We start from the raw sequence: 20,699 nt of genomic DNA, 5'->3' as shown, positions 1-20,699 counted from the left end.
ACAAAATGAATCCTGAAAAACTACATAAAAAAGTCTGAGAAGTCTGTACAGAATGTGGAATTAAAGACTTCCCATTTGATTATATCGCTGTCTTTGAATACTACGGATTTAAAGTATTTACGTACGAACGAGCAAGATATCTGTGCTCTGAGTTATATGCCCTGTGTTGGGCTATGTCAGATGATCTATCGAAGAAAAGACCAATATATTGACTCAATAGGGAGTGAGAATAAAAAAACAAAACCAGAAGATGATTATGAAGTTTTAGTACTTGATTTTTCATATCAATATTTTATAGGAGATTTAACAGCTAGTCTTAAGGGTTTAGGTATATCAATCAGAGAAACGAAGTACATGTACACTATAACGTTTATACCACTTATGATGCAAGATAGTTCAACTGCCACCATCTAGGAGGTGAATGGAATATTATCTCTAACCAACGACCGCACACTTAACATATTACCTGATGAGCAGATGTAGATTAATCCGCTTCGGCGTATTAATAAATATTATAATGTACTGGGGGAAAAACTTATGAAGAAAAAAATGGCAGCACTATTACTTGCAATGTCAATGTCCTTGACGTTCACATCATGCGGAATCAATGAAGCTGATTATAACTCTGCCAAAGAAAAAAACAGCAAACTGGAATCTCAATTAGAAGATTCAAAAGACGAACTTGAAAAATCAAAATCTGACCTTATAGCATTGCAGTCTGATTATGATTCACTAAAATCAGAGTTTGATAAGTACAAAGAAAAAATGAAGCCATTTGAGGAAATGGAAGCGGCCGAAGCTGAACAAAAAAAGGCTGAAGCTGAAGCCGCCCAAAAGGAATCACAAAATCAAACTGCCGCTACTGATGCCGTAAATAAAATATGGGATTTTGCTAATGGTACGTTGGTATCCGGGGCTACTAGAGAATTATATAATGATGCCTTAGCCAAGGTTAATACTTTAACTGATGAAACCAAAAAAAATGAACTAATGCAGGCAGTTCAAGCGGCTGATGCCTCATTATCCGCTCAGGAACAGGCTGCTGCTGAGGAGGAGGCCCAAGGTTACGAAACTGGTATTTCATATGACCAGTTAGCCAGAACTCCTGATGATTATCTTTCAAAAAAAGTTAAATTTTCAGGTAAAGTAATTCAAGTCATGGAGGGCGATACTAGTACCCAGATCCGCCTAGCAGTCAACGATGATTATGATACAGTTTTACTTGCAGAATATTCAAAAAGTATAGTTTCCTCTAGGATATTAGAAGATGACCATATAACGATATATGGAACTTCTGTTGGTACAATCAGCTATAAATCAACTTTAGGAGGAACCATTACTATCCCTGGAGTATATGTTGATAAAATTGACCAATGATTCTATATTCGTATAAGTTAAGGAGGAAATCTACATGTCTAAAGAAGGAAAAAAGAAAGGGAGCTGTCTTAAAACATTACTTATAATTGTTCTTGCACTCGCAATAATAGGAGGAATCGGTTCAACAATAGGCGGTGACAAAGACAAGGCCCAAAACACGACCAAAAAAACAGCCGCATCAACAGAAAAGACTGAAGAACAAGATAAATCTACTGAACCCAAAGAGGAGCAGTCTGCTACCGATAATTCCAAAGATGATCAGGTCCCCAAGGAGTACAAATCTGCACTTAATAAAGCCAAAAGCTATAGCGAAACCATGCATATGTCTAAAGCAGGCCTTTATGACCAGCTCACCTCAGAATACGGTGAAAAATTTTCTGCTGAAGCTGCCCAGTATGCTGTCGACACCATAGAAGCTGACTGGAATGCAAATGCATTGGCAACAGCTGAAAACTACAACGAAACCATGCATATGTCTAAAATGGGTCTATACAATCAACTTGTATCAGAAAATGGAGAACAATTTACTCCAGAAGAAGCCCAGTATGCTGTCGACACCATAGAAGCTGACTGGAATGCAAATGCTTTAGCAACAGCAAAGAACTATCAGGATACAATGGATATGTCTCCCGAAGCCATACGTGACCAGCTTACTTCAGAGTATGGCGAACAGTTTACTGCTGAAGAAGCCGATTATGCGATAGCTAATTTGAATTAAATCCAACGAATATGATACCTATATTTACGCGGTTTTGTCCAAATGTTAAATATTCCATCATACAAAACAACCGGCCCCTGCCCCAACAGCAGGGGCCACAAAAATAATATACTCACCCAGGCAGCCGAACAGGCGGCCCTCTATCCCGTTCCGAGTCTTGCGGAAAGGGGTGGTGCTTATGTACGTGACTTATAGTGACCTCTTTACCTTTATCATCATGATAACAGGTATAATCGCACTGATTGTTCAGATACATAAAAAATAGCCGTCCTGCTCTCGTCAAAGTTTAGGAACGGCTATTTTTAAATAGTGTAACTATATTTCGCCGGGACGGGTAGCGTGCACCTACCTGTCGGCTGTCTTGTTAAGTATATTATAGCAAAATATACCGAAATGTCAAATAGTAAAACCGGCCCCTGCGCCAACAGAGACCGGCCATACATCCGAAGATGCATACTTATTACTTAGACACTGATATTGTATCATCTCCGGAGCAGCCACGCAAGCGGAACAAAAGTTCGCTGGCTGTTATTTTTGTACCTAAAAATCAATATTATATATAAGAGGTGATAAAATAATGTCCGAAAATGATACAAAACAACTACGGACCGGTGCCCTCTACATCCGCGTCAGCACCGCTGATCAGGCAGAGCTGTCCCCGGACGCACAGAAACGTCTCCTTCTGGATTATGCCAAAAAGAATAACATTGTCATATCCAATGATTTTGTTTACATGGAAAGTGTTTCCGGCCGCCGGGCCCAGAAGAGGCCTGAGTTTCAAAAGATGATTGCCACTGCCAAGCAGGAAAGCCACCCCATTGACGTCATTCTGGTATGGAAATACAGCCGTTTTGCCAGGAACCAGGAGGAATCCATTGTTTACAAAAGTATGTTGAAAAAAGATGGTGTGGAGGTCATCAGTGTTTCCGAACCACTCATTGACGGTCCGTTTGGAACACTCATAGAAAGAATCATTGAATGGATGGATGAATACTATTCCATCCGTTTGTCCGGCGAAGTTCTTCGTGGCATGAAGGAAAAAGCTCTAAAGAACGGATATCAGGCTACTCCATGCCTCGGATATGATGCCGTAGGAAACGGCCAGCCATTCATTATTAACGAAAAAGAATACCGAATCATAGATTACATTATGGATCAGTACGACAATTATAATGTTGACACCACAGCGATTGCGCGGAAATGCAATGATCTGGGATATCGGACCAAGCGGGGAAATCTCTTTGAACGGAGAAACATTGACTTTATTTTAAAAAACCCTTTTTATACCGGAACCGTAATCTGGAATGGAACTGAATTTGAGGGTACACATGAAGCTCGTCTTTCAAAAGAACGTTACAAAAAACGCCTTAGACTCATGAATGCCCGTAGACGCCCCGCCAAGAACCGGAATGTGTCTGCCTGCAAGCATTGGCTCTCAGGTCTGTTAAAATGCTCTATTTGCGGTGCTACGCTCTCCTATACCGGCAACCAGGCCTGTCCATATTTTCAATGTTGGAAATATGCCAAAGGGTTCCATAAGACATCTGTCAGTATTTCTGTAAAGAAGGTTGAAACGGCAGTCATTGATTATCTGGAAAAAATCGTGAATGGAGAGGATTTTACATATACCTACAAAGGTGATAATATATCCTCAACGGATACATCCGAACTGGATAACTTAAAGCATGAGCTGGACCGCATCACCATCAAAGAGCAGCGTGTACGGGCTGCCTATGAAAATGAGATAGACACTCTGGAAGAGTACAAAGAAAACAGGAAACGCTTAAATGCCCAAAGGGAGTATCTCATGAAAGAGATTGCTTCATTGGAAAATATCTTTCAAAATACCGAGCAGCCAGAGAAAAAAGATGTAGTAGAGGAAATAAGGAATGTCTACGAAATCGTTCGGGATCCAGAAAATGACTATGAAACAAAGGGCATGTTTATCCGTACTATCGTCAACCAGATCGTTTATGACAAGGTTTCCGGCAAACTCTATTTTGATATCATAATTTCTTAGTTTAATACTTTTGTAACAATTTTGCCACTTAAAAAATGCCCGGAACCCGCATAAACAGCGGGTTTGAAGCACTATTATAGGTTACTGCACTCCGGTGGACCGGATGGCGAAATCGCCGCTTCCATGCGTTACCTGTCACAGCGTTTTGCCATGCCGAACCGCATTGCCATGGGTACCCTGAATGATATAGGTATATCGTAACCGCTATTACCCCCTCCGCTTTCTGTCCTCATCTTTTCATATCCCTGCTCTCACTTCCCCACCAAAACCGACTCTAAAATTTCCGTTTGATAACGGTCACGTCTTCCACAGCTATGAATCCTCATCTGTATCCCAAACGGTATGTATTTCAGCCATACACACACGATCTGACCGGGATATACAATAATCTCATCCACTAATTCCCGGTAAAGAGACTCTTCCTCCACATTAAAATGCAATATCTTATCAACCGCCCCCACATATCTCTCAAAGCAGGACCTTCTCTTCTTCTCTGTCTCTTCTTCCTTTCTGGCTCTCAGAAGTTTTCTCTCCAGTCTCTCCTTCTGCCCGTCATACCATTCCTTCTGCTCTGTCAGTTCATCGGCACTTAAAATCCCCTCCAAAGCCAGATCAACACATTTTTTCTTTTTTGTCTGGATTTCCTCTATTTTTTTCTCAATCACGGCAGTATCCTCTGCATATGTATCTGCCTGCCTCAAATTTTTAATGCGCCAGAGAATTTCTGTTTCCACGGCATCCCAGTCAAAGTCCACCTGTTTTACTGCATAATGCACACAGGTGCGCAGCGCCAGATCACTGACCGCAGTGTTGTCACATCCGTATTCTGCCCCTTCCCCAACTTCCTTCCTCTTTCCATAGTTCGCATGATGATAGCATCTCCATGCCCTGTAGATACTTCCGTCCCTTCGTTTTTTTGTACGGACCACAAAGCCGGCCCCGCATTCACCACACTTCACCATTCCACTGCACCAATAACGGCTGCACTGTGAAGCCTTGTGATAGGATAAAGACCTTCTTTCCAGCTCCTTCTGAGTTCTTTCCCACAGCACTCTGTCAATTATAGGGGTATGATGGTTTTTCAGGTAAACCATTTCCTCCTCACCCTCATTCTTCTTTTTCCTGTGGGACAGGTAATCCGGAGTGATCGTCTTTTTCTGACACAAGTCACCTGCGTATTTTTCATTTTTCAATACTTTCAGGATCATAGTATTTGACCACATAGTGCCCCGATTCGGCTGTATTCCTTCTTCCTGCAGTTCCCTTGCAATGATATGGGTACCTTTTTGCTCATTTGTATATTTATGAAATATGCTTCTGACAATCTCTGCCTCCTCCTCATTCACAAACATCCTGCCCTGCTTCACCGTATATCCGAGAAGGTCCCTTCCGAATACCACACCCTGCTCCATTCTGCGTTTCTGTCCCCACTTTACACGTTCGGAAGTCTTCCTGCTTTCATCCTGGGCAAGGGTAGCCATGATGGACAGACGCAGTTCCCCATCTCCGTCCATTGTATCAATATTATCTATCGTAAAAATAACCCGGACGCCTTTTGCCTTCAACTTTCTGACAAAAGACAGGGTATCCACCGTATTTCTGGCAAACCTGGACACTTCTTTTGTGAGGATCAAATCTATCCTGCCTGCCATGGCATCCTGGATCATTTGATTGAACCCTTTTCGTTTTGCAGTCTGGGTTCCGCTGATTCCCTCATCATAATAAATACCTGTCAGCTCCCAGTCCTCATGCTGACTGATGTAATCGGAAAAATATTTTCGCTGGCTTTTAAGGGAATTTGCCTGATCATCCTTCTCCGTCGATACTCTTCCGTACGCAGCCGCCCTCACTTTATTTCCCACCTGTAAAGCCTCCAACTTCTATATTAAAATTCCTGTATGCCGGACTTATACGCCAAAACAGGAAATAAAAATATAAGGCCGCCGGAAACATATTCCAACAGCCATATACTCTCATTCTTCCAGCTCATTCAGCAATATGCCGAGCTGCTCATCTGTCAGCAGACTCTGCGCATGGAGTTCCCTGCAGATTCCCCGCTTCAGCTGCCTGCTGAAATTCTTCTGCTGCTCCTTAGTCAACGCAATCCTATGTACATTTTCCTGCTGCAAAAAATTGCTCTTTTCCATACTGTTTCCCACATAACATCCCCTGATGACTCCTTATAATAGAGTATGCGGAAACAGAAATTTTGTTATGCCGGAAATAATTTTCCTTTATAAAAATACCCGGAAGCCGCATTTATTCTGTCTGCCGCTTCCGGGTACTTCTAAACTTTCTATTACTTCTCTTCTTTTTCCGTCTTCAGAGGTTCCACTTCCTCCGCCTGAAATACATATCCGCAGGAACAACTGGTCTCCTCCACAACTCTGCCTCTTACAGTAAAAACTTCCACTTCCTCACCGCATTTTGGACATATCCGGTCTTCCGATACCGGGGTTCTGTATTTGCTTTCACATCCGTCTAAAACTGCCATATTTTTCACCTCCTGATACACATGCTTTCTGATATAAGTTTTCATCTTCTATTGTATCCCCTATTTTTCTTTAAAACAAGACATTCTTCCTTATCAGAAAATTTATCAGGACAATGTAATACAGCCGTTCATCCTTTTGCTCACCCCCCCCCCCTGACATCACAGCATACTTCTCCTGTATTTTATTTTACAAGATATCCTCCGTCTACGGGAATAATGGCTCCGCCCAGATAATCACTGGCATGGGAGGCCAGGAAAATACAGGCTCCTTTCATATCATCCCCTGTTCCCCAGCGGTTTGCAGGAATCCTGTCTGTAATCTGCTGATATCTGGGATTTTCCTTATCCAGAAGGGCAGCATTCATCTCTGTTGCCATATATCCCGGTGCAATGGCGTTTACGTTAATTCCTCTTGCGATCCAGTCATTGCTCAGTTCCTTTGTAAGCTGTGTCACTCCGCCTTTTGCCGCTGTATAGGCAGGAACGGTCTGTCCTCCAAACCAGGATACCATGGAGGCAATATTGATGATCTTCCCATATCCTTTTTCCAGCATGATTTTAGCTGCCTCCTGGCAGAGGATAAATACGGAATTCAGATTCACATTCAGAACCTCATCCCATTCCTCAACAGGGAACACTTCCGCGCTGTGGCGCCTCTGAATGCCATGGGCAGTCACAAGAATGTCCAGATCATTTCCCAGCTTTTCCACACATTCCTGAAAACAGCGGTACACTTCCTCACGCACTGCCAGATTGGCTTTTACACCATGACACTTGTAGCCTCTTTCCTGAAACTGTTTCGCTGTTTCATGGACCTTATGGGATGTTCCCACAATGACCACCTCACAGCCGGCCTCCATAAGGCCTTCTGCCATTCCGTATCCAAGACCTCTTGTTCCGCCTGTCACGATCGCTTTTTTTCCTTCTATGTTAAATAATTCATTTCCCTTCATGTCTGTGCTGCAGGATACCGGATCCTGCCCTCCTTTCAAAAACCTGAATGTATGCTGTAGCTAAAACATAATTACCATTTTCTTTACCGACGGTTCCGGATTATCCATATAATGAAATACTTTTTCAATCTCACTGAATTTTATAAATGTAGTAGCGATTCCTTCTGTGTTAAACTGCTTCTTCTCCATGCACGCAATGGTCGGTTCAAATTTATAACAGGACATCCTGGTTCCTATAATGTCCAGTTCCCTTTGATTGATCATGGCCTGTGTGATTTCCTCCGGTTTCGTACAAAATCCCAGCGGGACCACACGCCCTGCGTTGCAGACGATCCCCGGCTGCATGATCATTGTGAGGGAACCGGGAAAGCAGGCTGAATCAAACGCGATGGTGACTCCATGGCCGTCTGTGATGTTCCGGACTGCTTCCGCCAGATTTTCTTTCTTTGTATTGATCACATAATCTGCGCCGTATCCCTTTGCACGTTCCAGGGAGCTGTCGCTGATGTCACAGCAGATCACTGTTTTGCACCCCTTTGCTTTACAGGTCTGCAGGATTATGGCACCGATGGTTCCTGTTCCCAGAATCAGGACAGTATCTTCCGGTACTACACGTCCTCTGGCTGTACAGTGCGCACCGATAGCGTAGGGTTCCACAAGAGCCGCGTCCTCCCATGACACGCTGTCATCAATCTTATAAACTTCATTTGCCGGTGCCGTAAAATATTCTCTCCAGCCGCCGTCCATCCCGGAGCCTCTGACCATTACCTTTTCACATACATTTTTTCTGCCGATCCTGCACTGATAACATTCTCCGCATGTGTGGATCAGGTCTACGATCACATGGTCTCCTTCTTTTACATTTGCTGCATTTTTTCCTGCCTTCACAACAATCCCCGCATTTTCATGGCCCGGGATACGAGGATATGTAGAACAGGGATTTGCGCCGTGATAAATGTGATGGTCACTTCCGCATACGCCTGCTGCCTTCATCTGAATCAAAACCTCATCATCACCGGGAACGGGAACCGGGACTTCACGCACTTCTACCTGATGCGGCCTTACAACCACTACTTCCTTCATTGTATTCTTCATTTTTCTTTCCTTTCCGGGTAATCCCCCTGCCCGAAATGAATTCCGGGCAGTATTTCATATTCTTAATTAAAATTCAGTATCATCTCTCTGTCAGGAAACCAGATTCGGCAGCAGTGTGGAGAGTGCCGGAACATAGGCAAAAATAATTGCACAAACTACTTCCACCGCCACAAAAGGAATTAGATTCTTTGCCACTTTGCTGACCGGCTGCTCCGAAAATCCACAGGCCACAAACATAGTCGTCCCAAATGGCGGTGTCGCCTGGCCAAGTGCCAACAGAAATACGAACAGCATACCAAAATGAACCGGGTCCACGCCGAATGCCACTGCGATCGGTGCCAGAATCGGACCGAGGATCAAATTGGTGGCGCCCACCTCCAGAAACATACCGCAGATAAGAAGCAGCACAATGATCAGTGCCAGGAACACATATTTATTACTTGCCACTGCCATGAATGCATTGGTGACCGCAACCGGAATCTTATAATAAGTGATCAGATATCCGAACATCTGTGCCGTAACAACCAGGAACATTAGGTTTGCAGTGCTGACAGCAGTTCCTTTCAGAATCTCCCATACATCTTTTCCGCTGATCTCCCTGTAGATAGCAATGCACACCAGAAATCCGTAGAACACTGCAACCACTGCGGATTCCGTCGGAGTAAAAATACCTGCGTAAATGCCGCCCAGGATCACGATGGGCATGATCAATGCCCAGATTGCATCCTTGAAGGAAAGAAGAAATCTCCTGAAGGAAAATCCCGCCTCTTTTGGAAAATTACATTTTTTTGCTTTATAAAAGGCATATACACAGAGCAGGATTCCGCACAGGATACCCGGCAGAACACCTGCCATCAGCAGTTTTGCCACAGATACACCGGTAATATTACCATAAATAACAAATACTGTGGACGGCGGAATGACGATTCCCAGTGTTCCGCCAATTGCCTGTACGGCTGCCGCATAATCCTTGGGATATCCTCTTTTTACCATTTCCGGGTACATCAGACCGCCGATAGCCGCTGTTGTCGCAACAGAGGAGCCGGAAATTGCCGCAAAAAAGGTACACGCCACAATAGATACAAGTGAAATTCCTCCTGAGATCCAGCCTACAAAGGAATCTGCAAAGGCCACCAGCCTTTTGGAAAGACCGCCCTTTGACATGATATCACCTGCCAGAAAGAACGCGGGCAGAGCCAGCATGGAAAAGTTATCACACCCCGTAAAAATCTTCTGGGTGATCATGGCCAGTGATAATGCCGGGTCTAAAAATATAGCACAGATGCATGCACCTCCCAGGGCCCAGGTAATCGGCAGGCCGAGAAGCATGAGAACAATCAGTACAACGATCAAAGCTGCTGCGGAAGCTGACATCAGTTATTTCCCCCTTTCTCTTCGGTTGTTTTCATTGTTACGGTTTCCTGCAGTTTAAAGATTACGGAAATCACTGCAAGTCCAAATCCGAGACACAGGATTCCGTACATAACATTCATGGGAATCCTCATGGCCGGACTCAACTGGTATCCTCCAATGCGCAGCATACCAAAAGTGCTGTAAAAAAACACAGCAGATATAGCCAGTGCCAGAACCTGCCTTCCTATCTCAAAGGCCTTTTTCACTCCGGACGGCAGAAAATTATCTATAATGTCAATGCGTACCATGAGATTCTGGGATATACCCATATTGATTCCCAGAAGGATCATTGCCACGAACAGATACCTGGATGCCTCCTCAGACCAGGGTATGCTGTAAAAAATAACGTATCTGGTAAAAGTCTGCACCAGTATGATCACCATAATTGCCACCAGTATAACCGCAGTCAATGCATTCACAGCACCCTGCAGCCTGCTAAAAACCTGCTTTGCTTTCTCCATCTTCCTTCTCCTTTGCTATTTTGCTGCTGCTATCCTGTCAAGAGTCTCTTTGTAGTCTGCACCGTAAGTATCCCTGACACTCTGTGTCTCTGCAATCAGTTCTGTCTTATCCGGATAAGTCACCTTCATTCCCTGTTCCTCCAGTGTGGAAACAGCCTCCGCATCCATCTTCCGGCTCAGTTCCCGCTCCGCAAGGTTGGCTTCCTCCATACACTCCGCAATGACCTGCCGGTCCTCATCTGTGAGGGAATTCCATGTTTTGGGCGCCATCAGAACATACACCGTGGAATACACATGTTCTGTAATGGCCATATGCTTATTTACTTCCACCACATTATTTTTGTCAATGACCGTAGCAGGGTTTTCCTGTCCGTCAATGGCGCCCTGCTGCATTGCGGTATATGCCTCACTCCAGGCCATGGGCACCGGATCCGCCCCCAGCGCTTTCCAGAGCTTCTGATGGATTTCATTTTCCATAACACGGATTCTCAGTCCCTTCACATCCTCGGCACTGTTGATCTCTTTCTTGGAATTGGTCAGATTACGGAACCCGGATTCCCAGATTCCTAATCCTTTCAGCTCCACCTTACCCAGTCTTTTGAGAAAGTCCTGCCCGATTTCTCCCATAAACACCTTATCCGCATGCTCTGTACCCTCGATCACATAGGGCAGGTCAAACGCTGCGATCTCAGGAATGAAATTCGCCAGCACACTTTGATTTACCACTGCTATATCCAGATTGCCCAGTTCACATGCCTCGATATTATCTCTCTCTGAGCCGAGCTGTCCGTTGTGGAAAACAGATATCTCAATTCTGCCCTCTGATTTTTCTTTTACATTCTCGGCAAACTCCTCCATGGAGATTCCAATGGCTCCGTCTGCTGCTGATGTCTGTGCCATTCTCAGGCTCACTTTTCCGTTTTCATCATAAATACTGCTGTCTTTGCCGCATCCCGCCATAGCCAGTGCTGCGAGTATTCCCGCTATGGACAATGCTGCCAGTTTTCTTACCTTCATGTTACCCTCCCTTTACGGTGTCTGCAGAGAACCGTCTCTCAATCTCGTCTGCGTCCATGTGGTGACTGTCTTCTCACACGGATATTTTGCTGCTTCCTTCTCATCAATATCCACACCCAGACCCGGTTTATCATTGGCATACACATAACCCCTGCGAAATTCGGGAAGACCTTGAAAGACTTCCAGCAGCGCGCCATGCGGCCCCTTCAGATCCTGTATCACAAAATTAGGCGGTTCGATTCCTGACCACTCCTGCACTCCGAAATTAGGTGCCGCCAGATCAATATGGATATTTGCCGCGTGAGCCAGGGGTGACATATCACCCGGCCCATGCCATGCGGTGCGCACACCAAACTGCTCCGCGAAAATCTGAAGTTTTCTGGCTGGTGTGATGCCTCCTATCTGACTGATATGTACACGGATAAAATCAATCAGCTGCTCTGCTATGAGAGTTTTCCACTCTTTAGGATTGTTGAAAAGCTCTCCCTGGGCAATGGGGATGCTGGTCTGTTCCCGCAAGTTTCTCAGCCAGTTTGTCTGCTCCAGCGGAACCGGGTCCTCCAGGAAAAACAGATCAAAGGGTTCCAGCTCCTTTGCCAGTTTGATAGCTTCCACAGGAGCGATGCGCTCATGTACATCATGTACCAATTCCATATCATATCCGATTCTGTCACGGATTTCTCCAAAAAGTTTTACTGTGTCACGAATATACTTCCTGGAGTCCAGATACATCCCGTCATGTGCCCCTTCCGGCGCTGTCTCAGGTGTCTGTCCGTAAGGTGCCCCGCCGTAGCCGCCGCACTGGCAGCGCAGATGCGTAATTCCCATCTCCTGGAATCTTTGAATATTTTCACAGATTTCCCCGATATCTTTTCCGTCCACATGGCGGTATACCGGAATCCCTTCCCTTACTTTTCCTCCGAACAGCTGATACACCGGCATATCTGCCATCTTGCCTTTGATATCCCACAACGCCATATCAATGCCTGAAATCGCATTATTTTCAATAGGGCCGTTTCTCCAGTAGCCGTTCTGGTGCATAAGCTGCCATAATTCCTCAATATTCTCAGCGTCCCGCCCCACAAGAAGCGGTTTTAAATATTCCTCGATCAGGTGCTTTACCGTCAGATGGCGGTAAGCAAATGTAGCACAGCCCAGGCCGTACAATCCCGGCTGATTTGTCTCCACTTTGACTACGACAAGGTTAATGCCCTCCGGCGCTGTACATATGACCCGTATGTCCTGAATTTTAACTGACATCTCTCTCCTCCTATTACTTGTTACTCATCATACAAGTTAGAATATAAAAACATTGTCATTTTCCATATAACTGCCCGTTCCCACGGGAAACAGGCAGTTCTGTAAGAATCTGATTCACAGCTTTTTCATAGCTGCGTCCAGATGTTCATACATAATATCATGAGCTGCATCCGCATCGCCATTCTTAAATGCATCCAGAATCTGCGCATGGTAATGGATCCCTGAATCATAGCCAAACAGTTCATTCATCTGTTCATGATTCTGCCTGGTCTCCTGGAAAACCTTGTGCAGGCTTTTTTCCAGCAGGGCGTTGCCTGTAGAACGGCAGATAACTTCATGGAATTTCAGGTCTGCATTTACAAACTTTTCCCGATTTCCCTGGAACATCTGCATTTGCTCCAGATATGTCTCCAGAGCGGTGATGATCTTGGGCGTACATTTTTCCACTGCCAGTCTGCAGGCATCTGGTTCCAGTATTTTTCTGAATTCCAATACCTTTTCAATATCCCTGCAGTCCTCGGATGTGATCTTGTTCTCCGTCTCATCCCAGTTCTCCACACGGCTGTTGATCAGATAAGTCCCTTTGCCATGCACACTTTCCAGGACACCAAGGCCAATCAGATACTGCAGCGCCGTTCTGATACTGGAACGGCTCACGCCCAGCTCCTCTGTCATCTGGTTTTCTGACGGTATCTTCTCACCAACTGTCCAGTTTCCGGATTCAATATTCTTCTTCAGATAATCCACCACCTGGCTGGTTACATTGACACGTTTTATTTTCATATATCTTCCCTTCGTCTCAACTTGTAGGACAAGTGATAAGTTCATTATATTCTTTTTTCTTTTTCTGTCAATACAATTATAGAATAATTCTACCACAGTGAATGGATTTCGTAAATAATTGCCGAAAATAAGCGGTTCAATTTAGTAAAATTCACCCTGCCGGCGCCTCCCGGAAATTTTCTTTTCTCAACACCTTCTCCTCCTTCGGCACTCGGAGCGCGCGGACTGCATTTAATATGGCAATGACAGCAACACCCACATCTGCAAAGACTGCTGCCCACATAGATGCAATTCCAAGTGCTCCCAGAAGCAGAACAACGGCCTTCACTCCCAGAGCAAAAACTATATTCTGGCGCACGATTGCCAGTGTCTTTCTGGAAATCCGCATAGCTGCCGCTATCTTTGACGGTTCATCTGTCATGATGACAATGTCTGCCGCCTCAATTGCCGCATCGGAACCAAGTCCACCCATAGCGATTCCTATATCTGCTCTTGCGAGCACCGGCGCATCATTGATCCCGTCTCCCACAAAAGCCAGCCTGCCTTTTTCACTTGTCCTGGCCAGCAGTTCTTCCATGTGTGCCACTTTATCCGCGGGAAGCAGTTCTGTATAGACCAGATCCAGCCCTAATTTCCCTGCTACCTTTTCGCCCACTGCCTTTGTGTCTCCGGTGAGCATAACCGTTTTCTGCACCCCTGCTTTTTTCAGTTCGCTGACAGCAAAGGCTGCGTCCTCCTTGATCTCATCCTCGATCAGGACAGCACCGCGGTATTTCCCGTCTTCCGCCACGTAGACAACGGTACCTGCTTCTTTCACTGGCTGAAACGTGATTTTTCTGCTTTTCATCAGCTTTGCATTTCCTGCCAGTACATTTTTTCCATTCTGAGTGACAGAGATACCGTGTCCCGGGATCTCCTGTACATCAGAAACTGTAAACTGTTCGGTATTCTTTCTGTATGCCCTCACAATAGACCTGGAAATGGGGTGATTGGAGTCTTTTTCTGCACAGGCTGCCAGTTCCAGTAATCTTTCACCGGTGATTCCCCGGGGATAGCATCGCGTCACTGCAAAAGACCCTTTCGTCAGAGTACCTGTCTTGTCAAACACAACAGTCTCTGCTTTTGCCAGTGCCTCCAGGTAATTGCTTCCCTTGATCAGCACACCGCACTTTGAAGCTCCGCCGATGCCGCCGAAGAAACTCAGCGGAACAGAGATTACTAGCGCACACGGGCAGGAGATCACCAGGAAGGTCAGCGCCCTGTGTATCCAGGGGGCAAACGCCTGCCCGGTAATAAGAGGCGGCAATATGGCAAGCAGTGCTGCTGCTGCCACAACTGAGGGTGTGTAGTATCTGGCAAAACGTGTGATAAATGCCTCGGACTTTGATTTTTTGCTGCTGGCGTTCTCCACCAGATCCAATATTTTAGAAACTGTGGATTCCCCGTAGGGCCTGGATACGCGGATTCTCAGGGTTCCTGTCTGATTAATGCATCCGCTGATGACCTCCGCCCCTGCCCCGGTTTCCCTTGGCATGGATTCCCCTGTCAGTGCAGAGGTGTCCAGAGTGGAGCTGCCCTCCAGAACGATTCCGTCAAGGGGTATGCGTTCTCCCGGTTTGACCAGAATCACATCTCCAACAAGAACTTCATCCGGTTCCACCCTGGTCTCTTTTCCATCCCTCACAACGTTGGCATAGTCCGGGCGTATATCCATCAGTCCTGCAATGGAACGGCGTGATTTGCTGACAGCATAGGACTGAAACAGTTCTCCCACCTGATAAAACAGCATGACTGCCACACCTTCTTTATAGTCCCCCAGACACATGGCTCCCACAGTGGCAACGGTCATCAGAAAATTTTCATCGAATACCTGACCATGCAGAATGTTGGTGACAGCTTTCCAGATAATATCCCACCCAATCACGGCATAACAGACAAGAAATCCTATGAATTTTCCTGTTTCATTCAGAGGCAGCCATAAGACCGGCAGAAAAATGAGAATGGATGTGAGTATGCGGTATAATTGTTTTTTCTGTTTTTTTGTCATAATTCTCTTCCTTTCATAAATTGCGGCGGCAGGCAGTTCCCCCTGCCGCAATGATCTTAAATTTTTTTCACTGTGACATCCGGCTCAATTTTCCGAATCCGTTTCACCACTTTGTCCGCAATCTCAGAAAAATACTCCTCAGATGCCTCCAGAACCATCTTCTGACTCAGAAAGTTCACTTCTACTCCGGTTACACCTTCCATCTTCCTTACAGAGTCCTCAATTTTTGCAGCACAGTGTGCACAGTCTAAATCTACCAGTTTAAATGTTTTTCTCATATTTACTTTCTCCTTTTCCGTTCATCTTGTTTTCATATGAATACATATTCATATGTTCATATATAATATACAAAGTATTATCCTGTCTGTCAATACTATTTTCTCTTTTTTTCAGATTCATCAAATTTCTGTATTGGATTTCTTCTTCAGATGGCTTAAAATAAAATCAGAAAGGATGGAGAACTCATATGGAGAATACGCAACAGATAAAAGAAAACCCGCTGGGCTTCAGCCCCATCGGTAAATTACTGCCCAAATTCGCGGTACCGGCTATCATCAGCATGCTGGTCAACGCGCTGTATAATATTGTGGACCAGATCTTCATCGGGCAGGGCGTGGGCATGTACGGAAATGCCGCGACAAACGTGGCTTTTCCCATTACCACCATAACTACAGCTATCGCTCTCCTCATAGGAATCGGAGGCGCCTCCAATTTTAATCTGGAACTTGGACGTAAACATGAAGAAAAGGCAAAGCATATTGCAGGCACAGGTTTCGGCAGCCTCATCCTGTGCGGCCTCATCCTGGTCATTTTGATCCGCCTGTTCCTGAAGCCGCTGATCCTGGCCTTCGGCGCTACCCCCAAGGTTCTGCCCTATTCCATGACCTATGTGGGGATCACCACCTGGGGCATTCCGTTTTTTATGCTGACAACAGGCGGCAACCATCTGATCCGGGCGGACGGCAGTCCTACCTATTCCATGATATCCATGGTCTCCGGCGCTCTGATCAATACTGTGCTGGACCCCCTGTTCATTTTTACCTTCGGCTGGGGTATTGCCGGAGCTGCATGGGCAACGGTGACCGGCCAGGTATTCTCCGCCTGTTTGGTCCTCTTCTATCTGCCCCGGTATAAAACCGTGGAGCTGAAGCTTAAAAATCTCATTCCCCGGTCTCACTGTATCAAAGCTATCGCGTCCCTCGGAATGGCCTCCTGCTTCAATCAGCTGGCCCTTACCGTGGTCCAGATAACCATGAACAATGTGCTTCGCCACTATGGTTCCCACTCCGTCTACGGAAGCGACATTCCCCTTGCGGTGGTAGGGATCGTAGCCAAGGTGAATATGGTATTCCTGTCCATTGTCATCGGGATCGCCCAGGGTTCACAGCCGATCGTGGGATTTAATTACGGCGCCAAAAACTATTCCCGGGTGAAAAAGACGTATCTGTGCGCAGCCGGAACAGCAACTATTCTGGCTGTGACTGCATTTATATGTTTCCAGATCTTCCCCAGGCAGATCGTCAGCCTTTTCGGTTCCGGAGACAAGCTTTATTATCAGTTTGCCCAGAAGTATTTCCGCATTTTTATGTTCTGTACCTTCCTGAACGGCCTGCAGCCGGTGACCGCTAACTTTTTCACTTCCATCGGCAAAGCCACCCGCGGTATTGTGCTTTCCATGACAAGACAGATTCTGTTCCTGATCCCCATGATCCTGATCTTCCCCCTCTTTATGGGAATTGACGGAGTCATGTATGCCGGTCCTATTGCGGACGCGGCTGCCGGTATCCTGGCAGTTCTTCTGGTCCGGAAAGAGATAAGGCGGATGCCCGCAGACGGAGAACTTCCGGCGTAAAGCAACGTGTGCGGCTGTTTGCGTTTCCGCAGACAGCCGCACACGTTTCAGGTCTCCTTTTCGGGATGTTCTTTCCTGTCAAAATTAAGCTTCTTATACTGTTTCGGTGTAATATGATGATATTGTTTAAATATTTTTCCAAAATAGCTGCTGGTCCCGAATCCGGTCTCCACAGCCACCTCCAGAACACTTTTATCCGTATAACGCAGCAGCTCCTGTGCCTTCTGCAGACGCAGGGAGATCATGAACTCCACAGGTGTCTCCCCAAGACTCGTCTGAAACAGACGGTAGCACTCCCGCTCACTGATATGTATACTGGATGCAATATCCTGCACCGTGATCTTCTCACTGTAATGTTCCTGAATATAGGACAGCATCTGTTTGATTCGTTCATCCTCCAGGGCGTTGAAACCTGTCCCGCTTTTCTTCTCATCCATTGCCCAGGAATACACCATCTCCCAGAGCTTTGAGAAAAGATTCCGCAGACGAAGCTCAAAAAATGGCTCCCCCTTGCTGCTCAGTTCTGCCCCTTCCCTCATTTTTTCCAGAAACTCCGCGCTTCCCGTATCGGAACAGTAAAGGGGCACTGCGTCCAGTTGTTTCTGTTCCAGCACAGGAACAATATATTTGATATCCAGAATGCTTCCCGATGCGCCTGCCAGAAAAGAACGGTCAAAGAACTGTGACTGCAGCCTTACCTCCTCCACAGGCTCCAGAGGATGCAGATAATGCAGAACCCCGGAATTGACAAATATTCCGTCCCCCTCATGCAGTATGAATTCATGATGATTGGTCTTATACTGCATACTTCCGCCCAAAATATGTCCGAACTCAAATTCATCATGCCAGTGCCACGGAATATCCCCGAAGAAATACGCCTCCGGTCTCGGCACATATAAGCCATAGTGAAGCATCTGATTCTGATAAACGATTTTTTCCTTTTTTCTTCCGTCCATATCCAATTTTCTGAATTGTACCATAGCGACCTCCGTATATGGCAGGATTCTTATATTTTCAGGCAGTATGATTATTTATATATCCCTAAATCCACAGTATAATTATATTATCACAAGACCGGGAAGGTCAATAGAAAAGTTACTGTTCACAGAACTGCGCTTTTTGCAGGACTGTGAATAGTAACTAGTTTTAAACAGCCAAAGGAGGATAACATCTATGATTTATTATGTAGCCGCAAATGCTCCCAGAAACGGATGCGGTACTAAGGAAAAACCGTTTCAGACCATCAGTGAGGCAGCCGCTGCCGCCCGCGCAGGAGACGAAGTCCTGGTAGCTCCGGGTATTTACCGGGAATATGTAAATCCGAAAAACGGCGGTACAGACGAAAACAATCGTATTGTCTACCGCTCAGAGGAGCCGCTGGCCGCTGTCATTACCGGCGCGGAACCTGTAAAAAACTGGACACAGTATCAGGGCAATGTCTGGACAGCCCGTATTCCCAACGGTATCTTCGGCTGCTATAACCCCTACACCACAGTCATTGCAGGTGACTGGTACCGTGCTCCGGAACCGGTGCATACCGGTGAGGTATACATAAACGGCAAATCCATGTATGAGGCATTTTCACTGGAGGATGTCACAAACCCATCCATTTACAAAGGTTCCTGGGACCCGGATTTTACCCTCTACAAATGGTACACAAAACAGGAAGACGGCTTCACTGTCATCTACGCCAACTTCCAGGGTGCTGACCCCAACAAGGAAAATGTGGAGATCAATGTGCGGCGCAACTGCTTCTACCCGGATAAGACAGGCGTTAATTATATCACGCTGTCAGGCTTCACGGTAAAACAGGCAGCTACCACATGGGCACCGCCCACTGCTTACCAGGAAGGCATGATCGGCCCCCACTGGTCAAAGGGCTGGATCATTGAGGACTGTGAGGTTTCCGATTCCAAATGCTCCGGTATCTCCCTGGGAAAATATCTGCAGCCGAACAATGAAAACAAGTGGACCACCAGATTCTATAAAGACGGAACCCAGACAGAACGTGACGCCATCTGCCAGGCACAGATTGAGGGATGGACAAAAGAGAACATCGGTTCCCACATTGTCCGCCGCTGCAACATCCACGACTGCGGACAGACCGGTATTGTAGGACATTTAGGCGGCGTGTTCTCTGTGATCGAGGACAACCACATTCACCATATCAACAATAAACAGGACCTGGCAGGCGCAGAGATCGGCGGTATCAAAATGCATGCTGCCATTGACGTGATCATCCGCCGCAACCATTTCCACCACTGCACCCGCGGCCTGTGGCTGGATTGGCAGGCACAGGGGACCCGTGTCACACAGAATCTGTTCCACGACAATGTTCCGCCAAAAGGAACAGAGATTGCCAATGGTCTGGCTCTGGCTGAGGACATTTTTATCGAGGTTTCCCACGGTCCCACACTGGTTGACAACAATCTGCTTCTGTCCGACTGCGCATGCCGCATCAGCACACAGGGCACCGCTCTTGTACACAACCTGATCGCAGGTTCCTTTACCTGGGTAGGCGCCGGTGTAGATAACGGCGGACAATATCTGCCATCCCCGAGGTATACGCCATATCACGTACCGCACCGCACAGAGGTTGCCGGATTTATGACGATCCTTCACGGTGATGCACGTTTCTACAACAATATATTCGTGCAGAAGGAAATCCGCCGGGACCTGGCTGCCTATGCGGAATCTGAGGGCATGGGCACCATGGATAAATACCAGTTTATCTGCGGAACAAAACCGTACGACGGATATCCCACGGCAGAGACGTACTTTGGACGCTTCAACGCAGAGACTGCTGTGGACCATGACAACAAAGACATCTATTATGACCATCTTCCCATCTACACCGGAGGCAATGTATACTTTAACGGCGCCAAACCGTGTGATGCAGAGGAAAATTATAAAGTGGATGAGGAACACAAGATCACGCTGGAATTAAAAGAGGAAGGCGGAGAATACCGTCTGGAGACCAATCTGTATGATTACCTGCCAAAATTTGAGACTCCGTTTGTAAGCACAGAACTGCTGGGTGAGGCATTTGAGCCGGAACAGAAATTTGAAGCACCTGACGGAACTCCTATTGTATTTGACCGGGATTACTTTGGAAGAAAGCGCGATATGATGCCGCTTGCAGGTCCTTTTGCCTGCGGATGTGAAATAGAGGATGTATTATAATTCTTACCGCTCCTTATGGGACCGCC

The 20,699-nt window shown here is 46.2% G+C and carries 18 protein-coding genes and 1 pseudogene; 6 read left to right on the top strand and 13 right to left on the bottom strand.

Annotated elements, in window-relative coordinates; all coding sequences use genetic code 11:
• Positions 1–537 precede the first annotated feature (537 nt).
• From LC508_RS28295 to LC508_RS28440, 4 genes and pseudogenes are all read left to right on the top strand, one after another.
• Positions 538–1,377: a coiled-coil domain-containing protein gene (locus LC508_RS28295; RefSeq protein WP_118594026.1), complete on the top strand. Its 840-nt coding sequence runs from the start codon at positions 538–540 to the stop codon at positions 1,375–1,377.
• A 34-nt stretch (positions 1,378–1,411) separates the two neighbouring features.
• Positions 1,412–2,095, top strand: coding sequence for an Ltp family lipoprotein (locus LC508_RS00540; protein ID WP_118594027.1), 684 nt, complete (start codon positions 1,412–1,414; stop codon positions 2,093–2,095).
• 577 nt (positions 2,096–2,672) lie between these two features.
• A complete protein-coding gene (locus tag LC508_RS00535; protein WP_103732172.1) occupies positions 2,673–4,115 on the top strand; it encodes a recombinase family protein in 1,443 nt (480 codons plus the stop codon).
• 93 nt (positions 4,116–4,208) lie between these two features.
• Positions 4,209–4,307: pseudogene (locus LC508_RS28440) on the top strand (manganese catalase family protein); the annotation flags it as partial.
• A 59-nt stretch (positions 4,308–4,366) separates the two neighbouring features.
• Here the strand turns inward: LC508_RS28440 and LC508_RS00525 are convergent.
• The 12 genes from LC508_RS00525 to LC508_RS00470 form a co-directional block, all read right to left on the bottom strand.
• Positions 4,367–5,977, bottom strand: coding sequence for a recombinase family protein (locus LC508_RS00525; RefSeq protein ID WP_158587300.1), 1,611 nt, complete (start codon positions 5,975–5,977; stop codon positions 4,367–4,369).
• A gap of 111 nt (positions 5,978–6,088) precedes the next feature.
• Positions 6,089–6,274 carry a hypothetical protein gene (locus tag LC508_RS00520; protein WP_054352315.1) on the bottom strand — a complete coding sequence of 62 codons (186 nt, stop codon included), beginning with the start codon at positions 6,272–6,274 and terminating at the stop codon, positions 6,089–6,091.
• Positions 6,275–6,414: 140 nt separating this feature from the next.
• On the bottom strand, positions 6,415–6,609 hold the full coding sequence (locus tag LC508_RS00515) for a hypothetical protein (protein WP_033142252.1): 195 nt from the start codon (positions 6,607–6,609) through the stop codon (positions 6,415–6,417).
• Between the two features lie 182 nt (positions 6,610–6,791).
• A complete protein-coding gene (locus tag LC508_RS00510; RefSeq protein ID WP_103732174.1) occupies positions 6,792–7,562 on the bottom strand; it encodes an SDR family oxidoreductase in 771 nt (256 codons plus the stop codon).
• A gap of 60 nt (positions 7,563–7,622) precedes the next feature.
• A complete protein-coding gene (locus tag LC508_RS00505) occupies positions 7,623–8,657 on the bottom strand; it encodes an alcohol dehydrogenase catalytic domain-containing protein (protein WP_033142235.1) in 1,035 nt (344 codons plus the stop codon).
• Between the two features lie 90 nt (positions 8,658–8,747).
• The gene (locus tag LC508_RS00500) at positions 8,748–10,031 is read right to left on the bottom strand and encodes a TRAP transporter large permease (RefSeq protein ID WP_033142236.1); all 1,284 of its coding nucleotides are present in this window, start codon (positions 10,029–10,031) and stop codon (positions 8,748–8,750) included.
• On the bottom strand, positions 10,031–10,531 hold the full coding sequence (locus LC508_RS00495) for a TRAP transporter small permease (RefSeq protein WP_054352314.1): 501 nt from the start codon (positions 10,529–10,531) through the stop codon (positions 10,031–10,033). Before LC508_RS00495 ends, LC508_RS00500 begins: the two co-directional genes overlap by 1 nt.
• A 15-nt stretch (positions 10,532–10,546) precedes the next feature.
• A complete protein-coding gene (locus tag LC508_RS00490) occupies positions 10,547–11,548 on the bottom strand; it encodes a TRAP transporter substrate-binding protein (protein ID WP_054352313.1) in 1,002 nt (333 codons plus the stop codon).
• A gap of 12 nt (positions 11,549–11,560) precedes the next feature.
• The gene (locus LC508_RS00485) at positions 11,561–12,808 is read right to left on the bottom strand and encodes an enolase C-terminal domain-like protein (protein ID WP_033142239.1); all 1,248 of its coding nucleotides are present in this window, start codon (positions 12,806–12,808) and stop codon (positions 11,561–11,563) included.
• Between the two features lie 114 nt (positions 12,809–12,922).
• The gene (locus tag LC508_RS00480) at positions 12,923–13,591 is read right to left on the bottom strand and encodes a FadR/GntR family transcriptional regulator (protein WP_033142240.1); all 669 of its coding nucleotides are present in this window, start codon (positions 13,589–13,591) and stop codon (positions 12,923–12,925) included.
• A 151-nt stretch (positions 13,592–13,742) separates the two neighbouring features.
• Positions 13,743–15,638, bottom strand: a complete 1,896-nt coding sequence (locus LC508_RS00475) for a heavy metal translocating P-type ATPase (protein WP_103733171.1) — start codon at positions 15,636–15,638, stop codon at positions 13,743–13,745.
• 56 nt (positions 15,639–15,694) lie between these two features.
• On the bottom strand, positions 15,695–15,916 hold the full coding sequence (locus tag LC508_RS00470) for a cation transporter (protein ID WP_033142242.1): 222 nt from the start codon (positions 15,914–15,916) through the stop codon (positions 15,695–15,697).
• A gap of 188 nt (positions 15,917–16,104) precedes the next feature.
• On the opposite strand from LC508_RS00470, the gene LC508_RS00465 reads away from it, so the two are divergent.
• A complete protein-coding gene (locus tag LC508_RS00465) occupies positions 16,105–17,490 on the top strand; it encodes an MATE family efflux transporter (RefSeq protein ID WP_054352312.1) in 1,386 nt (461 codons plus the stop codon).
• Between the two features lie 47 nt (positions 17,491–17,537).
• Here the strand turns inward: LC508_RS00465 and LC508_RS00460 are convergent, their stop codons facing one another.
• Positions 17,538–18,470 carry an AraC family transcriptional regulator gene (locus tag LC508_RS00460; RefSeq protein WP_033142244.1) on the bottom strand — a complete coding sequence of 311 codons (933 nt, stop codon included), beginning with the start codon at positions 18,468–18,470 and terminating at the stop codon, positions 17,538–17,540.
• A gap of 193 nt (positions 18,471–18,663) precedes the next feature.
• On the opposite strand from LC508_RS00460, the gene LC508_RS00455 reads away from it, so the two are divergent.
• On the top strand, positions 18,664–20,673 hold the full coding sequence (locus LC508_RS00455; RefSeq protein WP_033142245.1) for a right-handed parallel beta-helix repeat-containing protein: 2,010 nt from the start codon (positions 18,664–18,666) through the stop codon (positions 20,671–20,673).
• Positions 20,674–20,699 lie beyond the last annotated feature (26 nt).

This window comes from Blautia parvula (assembly GCF_020215665.1).
In the GTDB taxonomy this organism is placed as follows: Bacteria; Bacillota; Clostridia; order Lachnospirales; family Lachnospiraceae; genus Blautia; species Blautia celeris.
This window is presented reverse-complemented; position numbering and strand designations above follow the sequence as displayed.

What these genes read in the sequence shown, in the direction of transcription:
- LC508_RS28295 (WP_118594026.1), top strand. Translation starts at nt 538, where the DNA reads ATGAAGAAAAAAATGGCAGCACTATTACTTGCAATGTCAATGTCCTTG.
- LC508_RS00540 (WP_118594027.1), top strand. Translation starts at nt 1,412, where the DNA reads ATGTCTAAAGAAGGAAAAAAGAAAGGGAGCTGTCTTAAAACATTACTT.
- LC508_RS00535 (WP_103732172.1), top strand. Translation starts at nt 2,673, where the DNA reads ATGTCCGAAAATGATACAAAACAACTACGGACCGGTGCCCTCTACATC.
- LC508_RS00515 (WP_033142252.1), bottom strand. Translation starts at nt 6,609, where the DNA reads ATGGCAGTTTTAGACGGATGTGAAAGCAAATACAGAACCCCGGTATCG.
- LC508_RS00510 (WP_103732174.1), bottom strand. Translation starts at nt 7,562, where the DNA reads ATGAAGGGAAATGAATTATTTAACATAGAAGGAAAAAAAGCGATCGTG.
- LC508_RS00505 (WP_033142235.1), bottom strand. Translation starts at nt 8,657, where the DNA reads ATGAAGAATACAATGAAGGAAGTAGTGGTTGTAAGGCCGCATCAGGTA.
- LC508_RS00500 (WP_033142236.1), bottom strand. Translation starts at nt 10,031, where the DNA reads ATGTCAGCTTCCGCAGCAGCTTTGATCGTTGTACTGATTGTTCTCATG.
- LC508_RS00495 (WP_054352314.1), bottom strand. Translation starts at nt 10,531, where the DNA reads ATGGAGAAAGCAAAGCAGGTTTTTAGCAGGCTGCAGGGTGCTGTGAAT.
- LC508_RS00490 (WP_054352313.1), bottom strand. Translation starts at nt 11,548, where the DNA reads ATGAAGGTAAGAAAACTGGCAGCATTGTCCATAGCGGGAATACTCGCA.
- LC508_RS00485 (WP_033142239.1), bottom strand. Translation starts at nt 12,808, where the DNA reads ATGTCAGTTAAAATTCAGGACATACGGGTCATATGTACAGCGCCGGAG.
- LC508_RS00480 (WP_033142240.1), bottom strand. Translation starts at nt 13,591, where the DNA reads ATGAAAATAAAACGTGTCAATGTAACCAGCCAGGTGGTGGATTATCTG.
- LC508_RS00475 (WP_103733171.1), bottom strand. Translation starts at nt 15,638, where the DNA reads ATGACAAAAAAACAGAAAAAACAATTATACCGCATACTCACATCCATT.
- LC508_RS00470 (WP_033142242.1), bottom strand. Translation starts at nt 15,916, where the DNA reads ATGAGAAAAACATTTAAACTGGTAGATTTAGACTGTGCACACTGTGCT.
- LC508_RS00465 (WP_054352312.1), top strand. Translation starts at nt 16,105, where the DNA reads ATGGAGAATACGCAACAGATAAAAGAAAACCCGCTGGGCTTCAGCCCC.
- LC508_RS00460 (WP_033142244.1), bottom strand. Translation starts at nt 18,470, where the DNA reads ATGGTACAATTCAGAAAATTGGATATGGACGGAAGAAAAAAGGAAAAA.
- LC508_RS00455 (WP_033142245.1), top strand. Translation starts at nt 18,664, where the DNA reads ATGATTTATTATGTAGCCGCAAATGCTCCCAGAAACGGATGCGGTACT.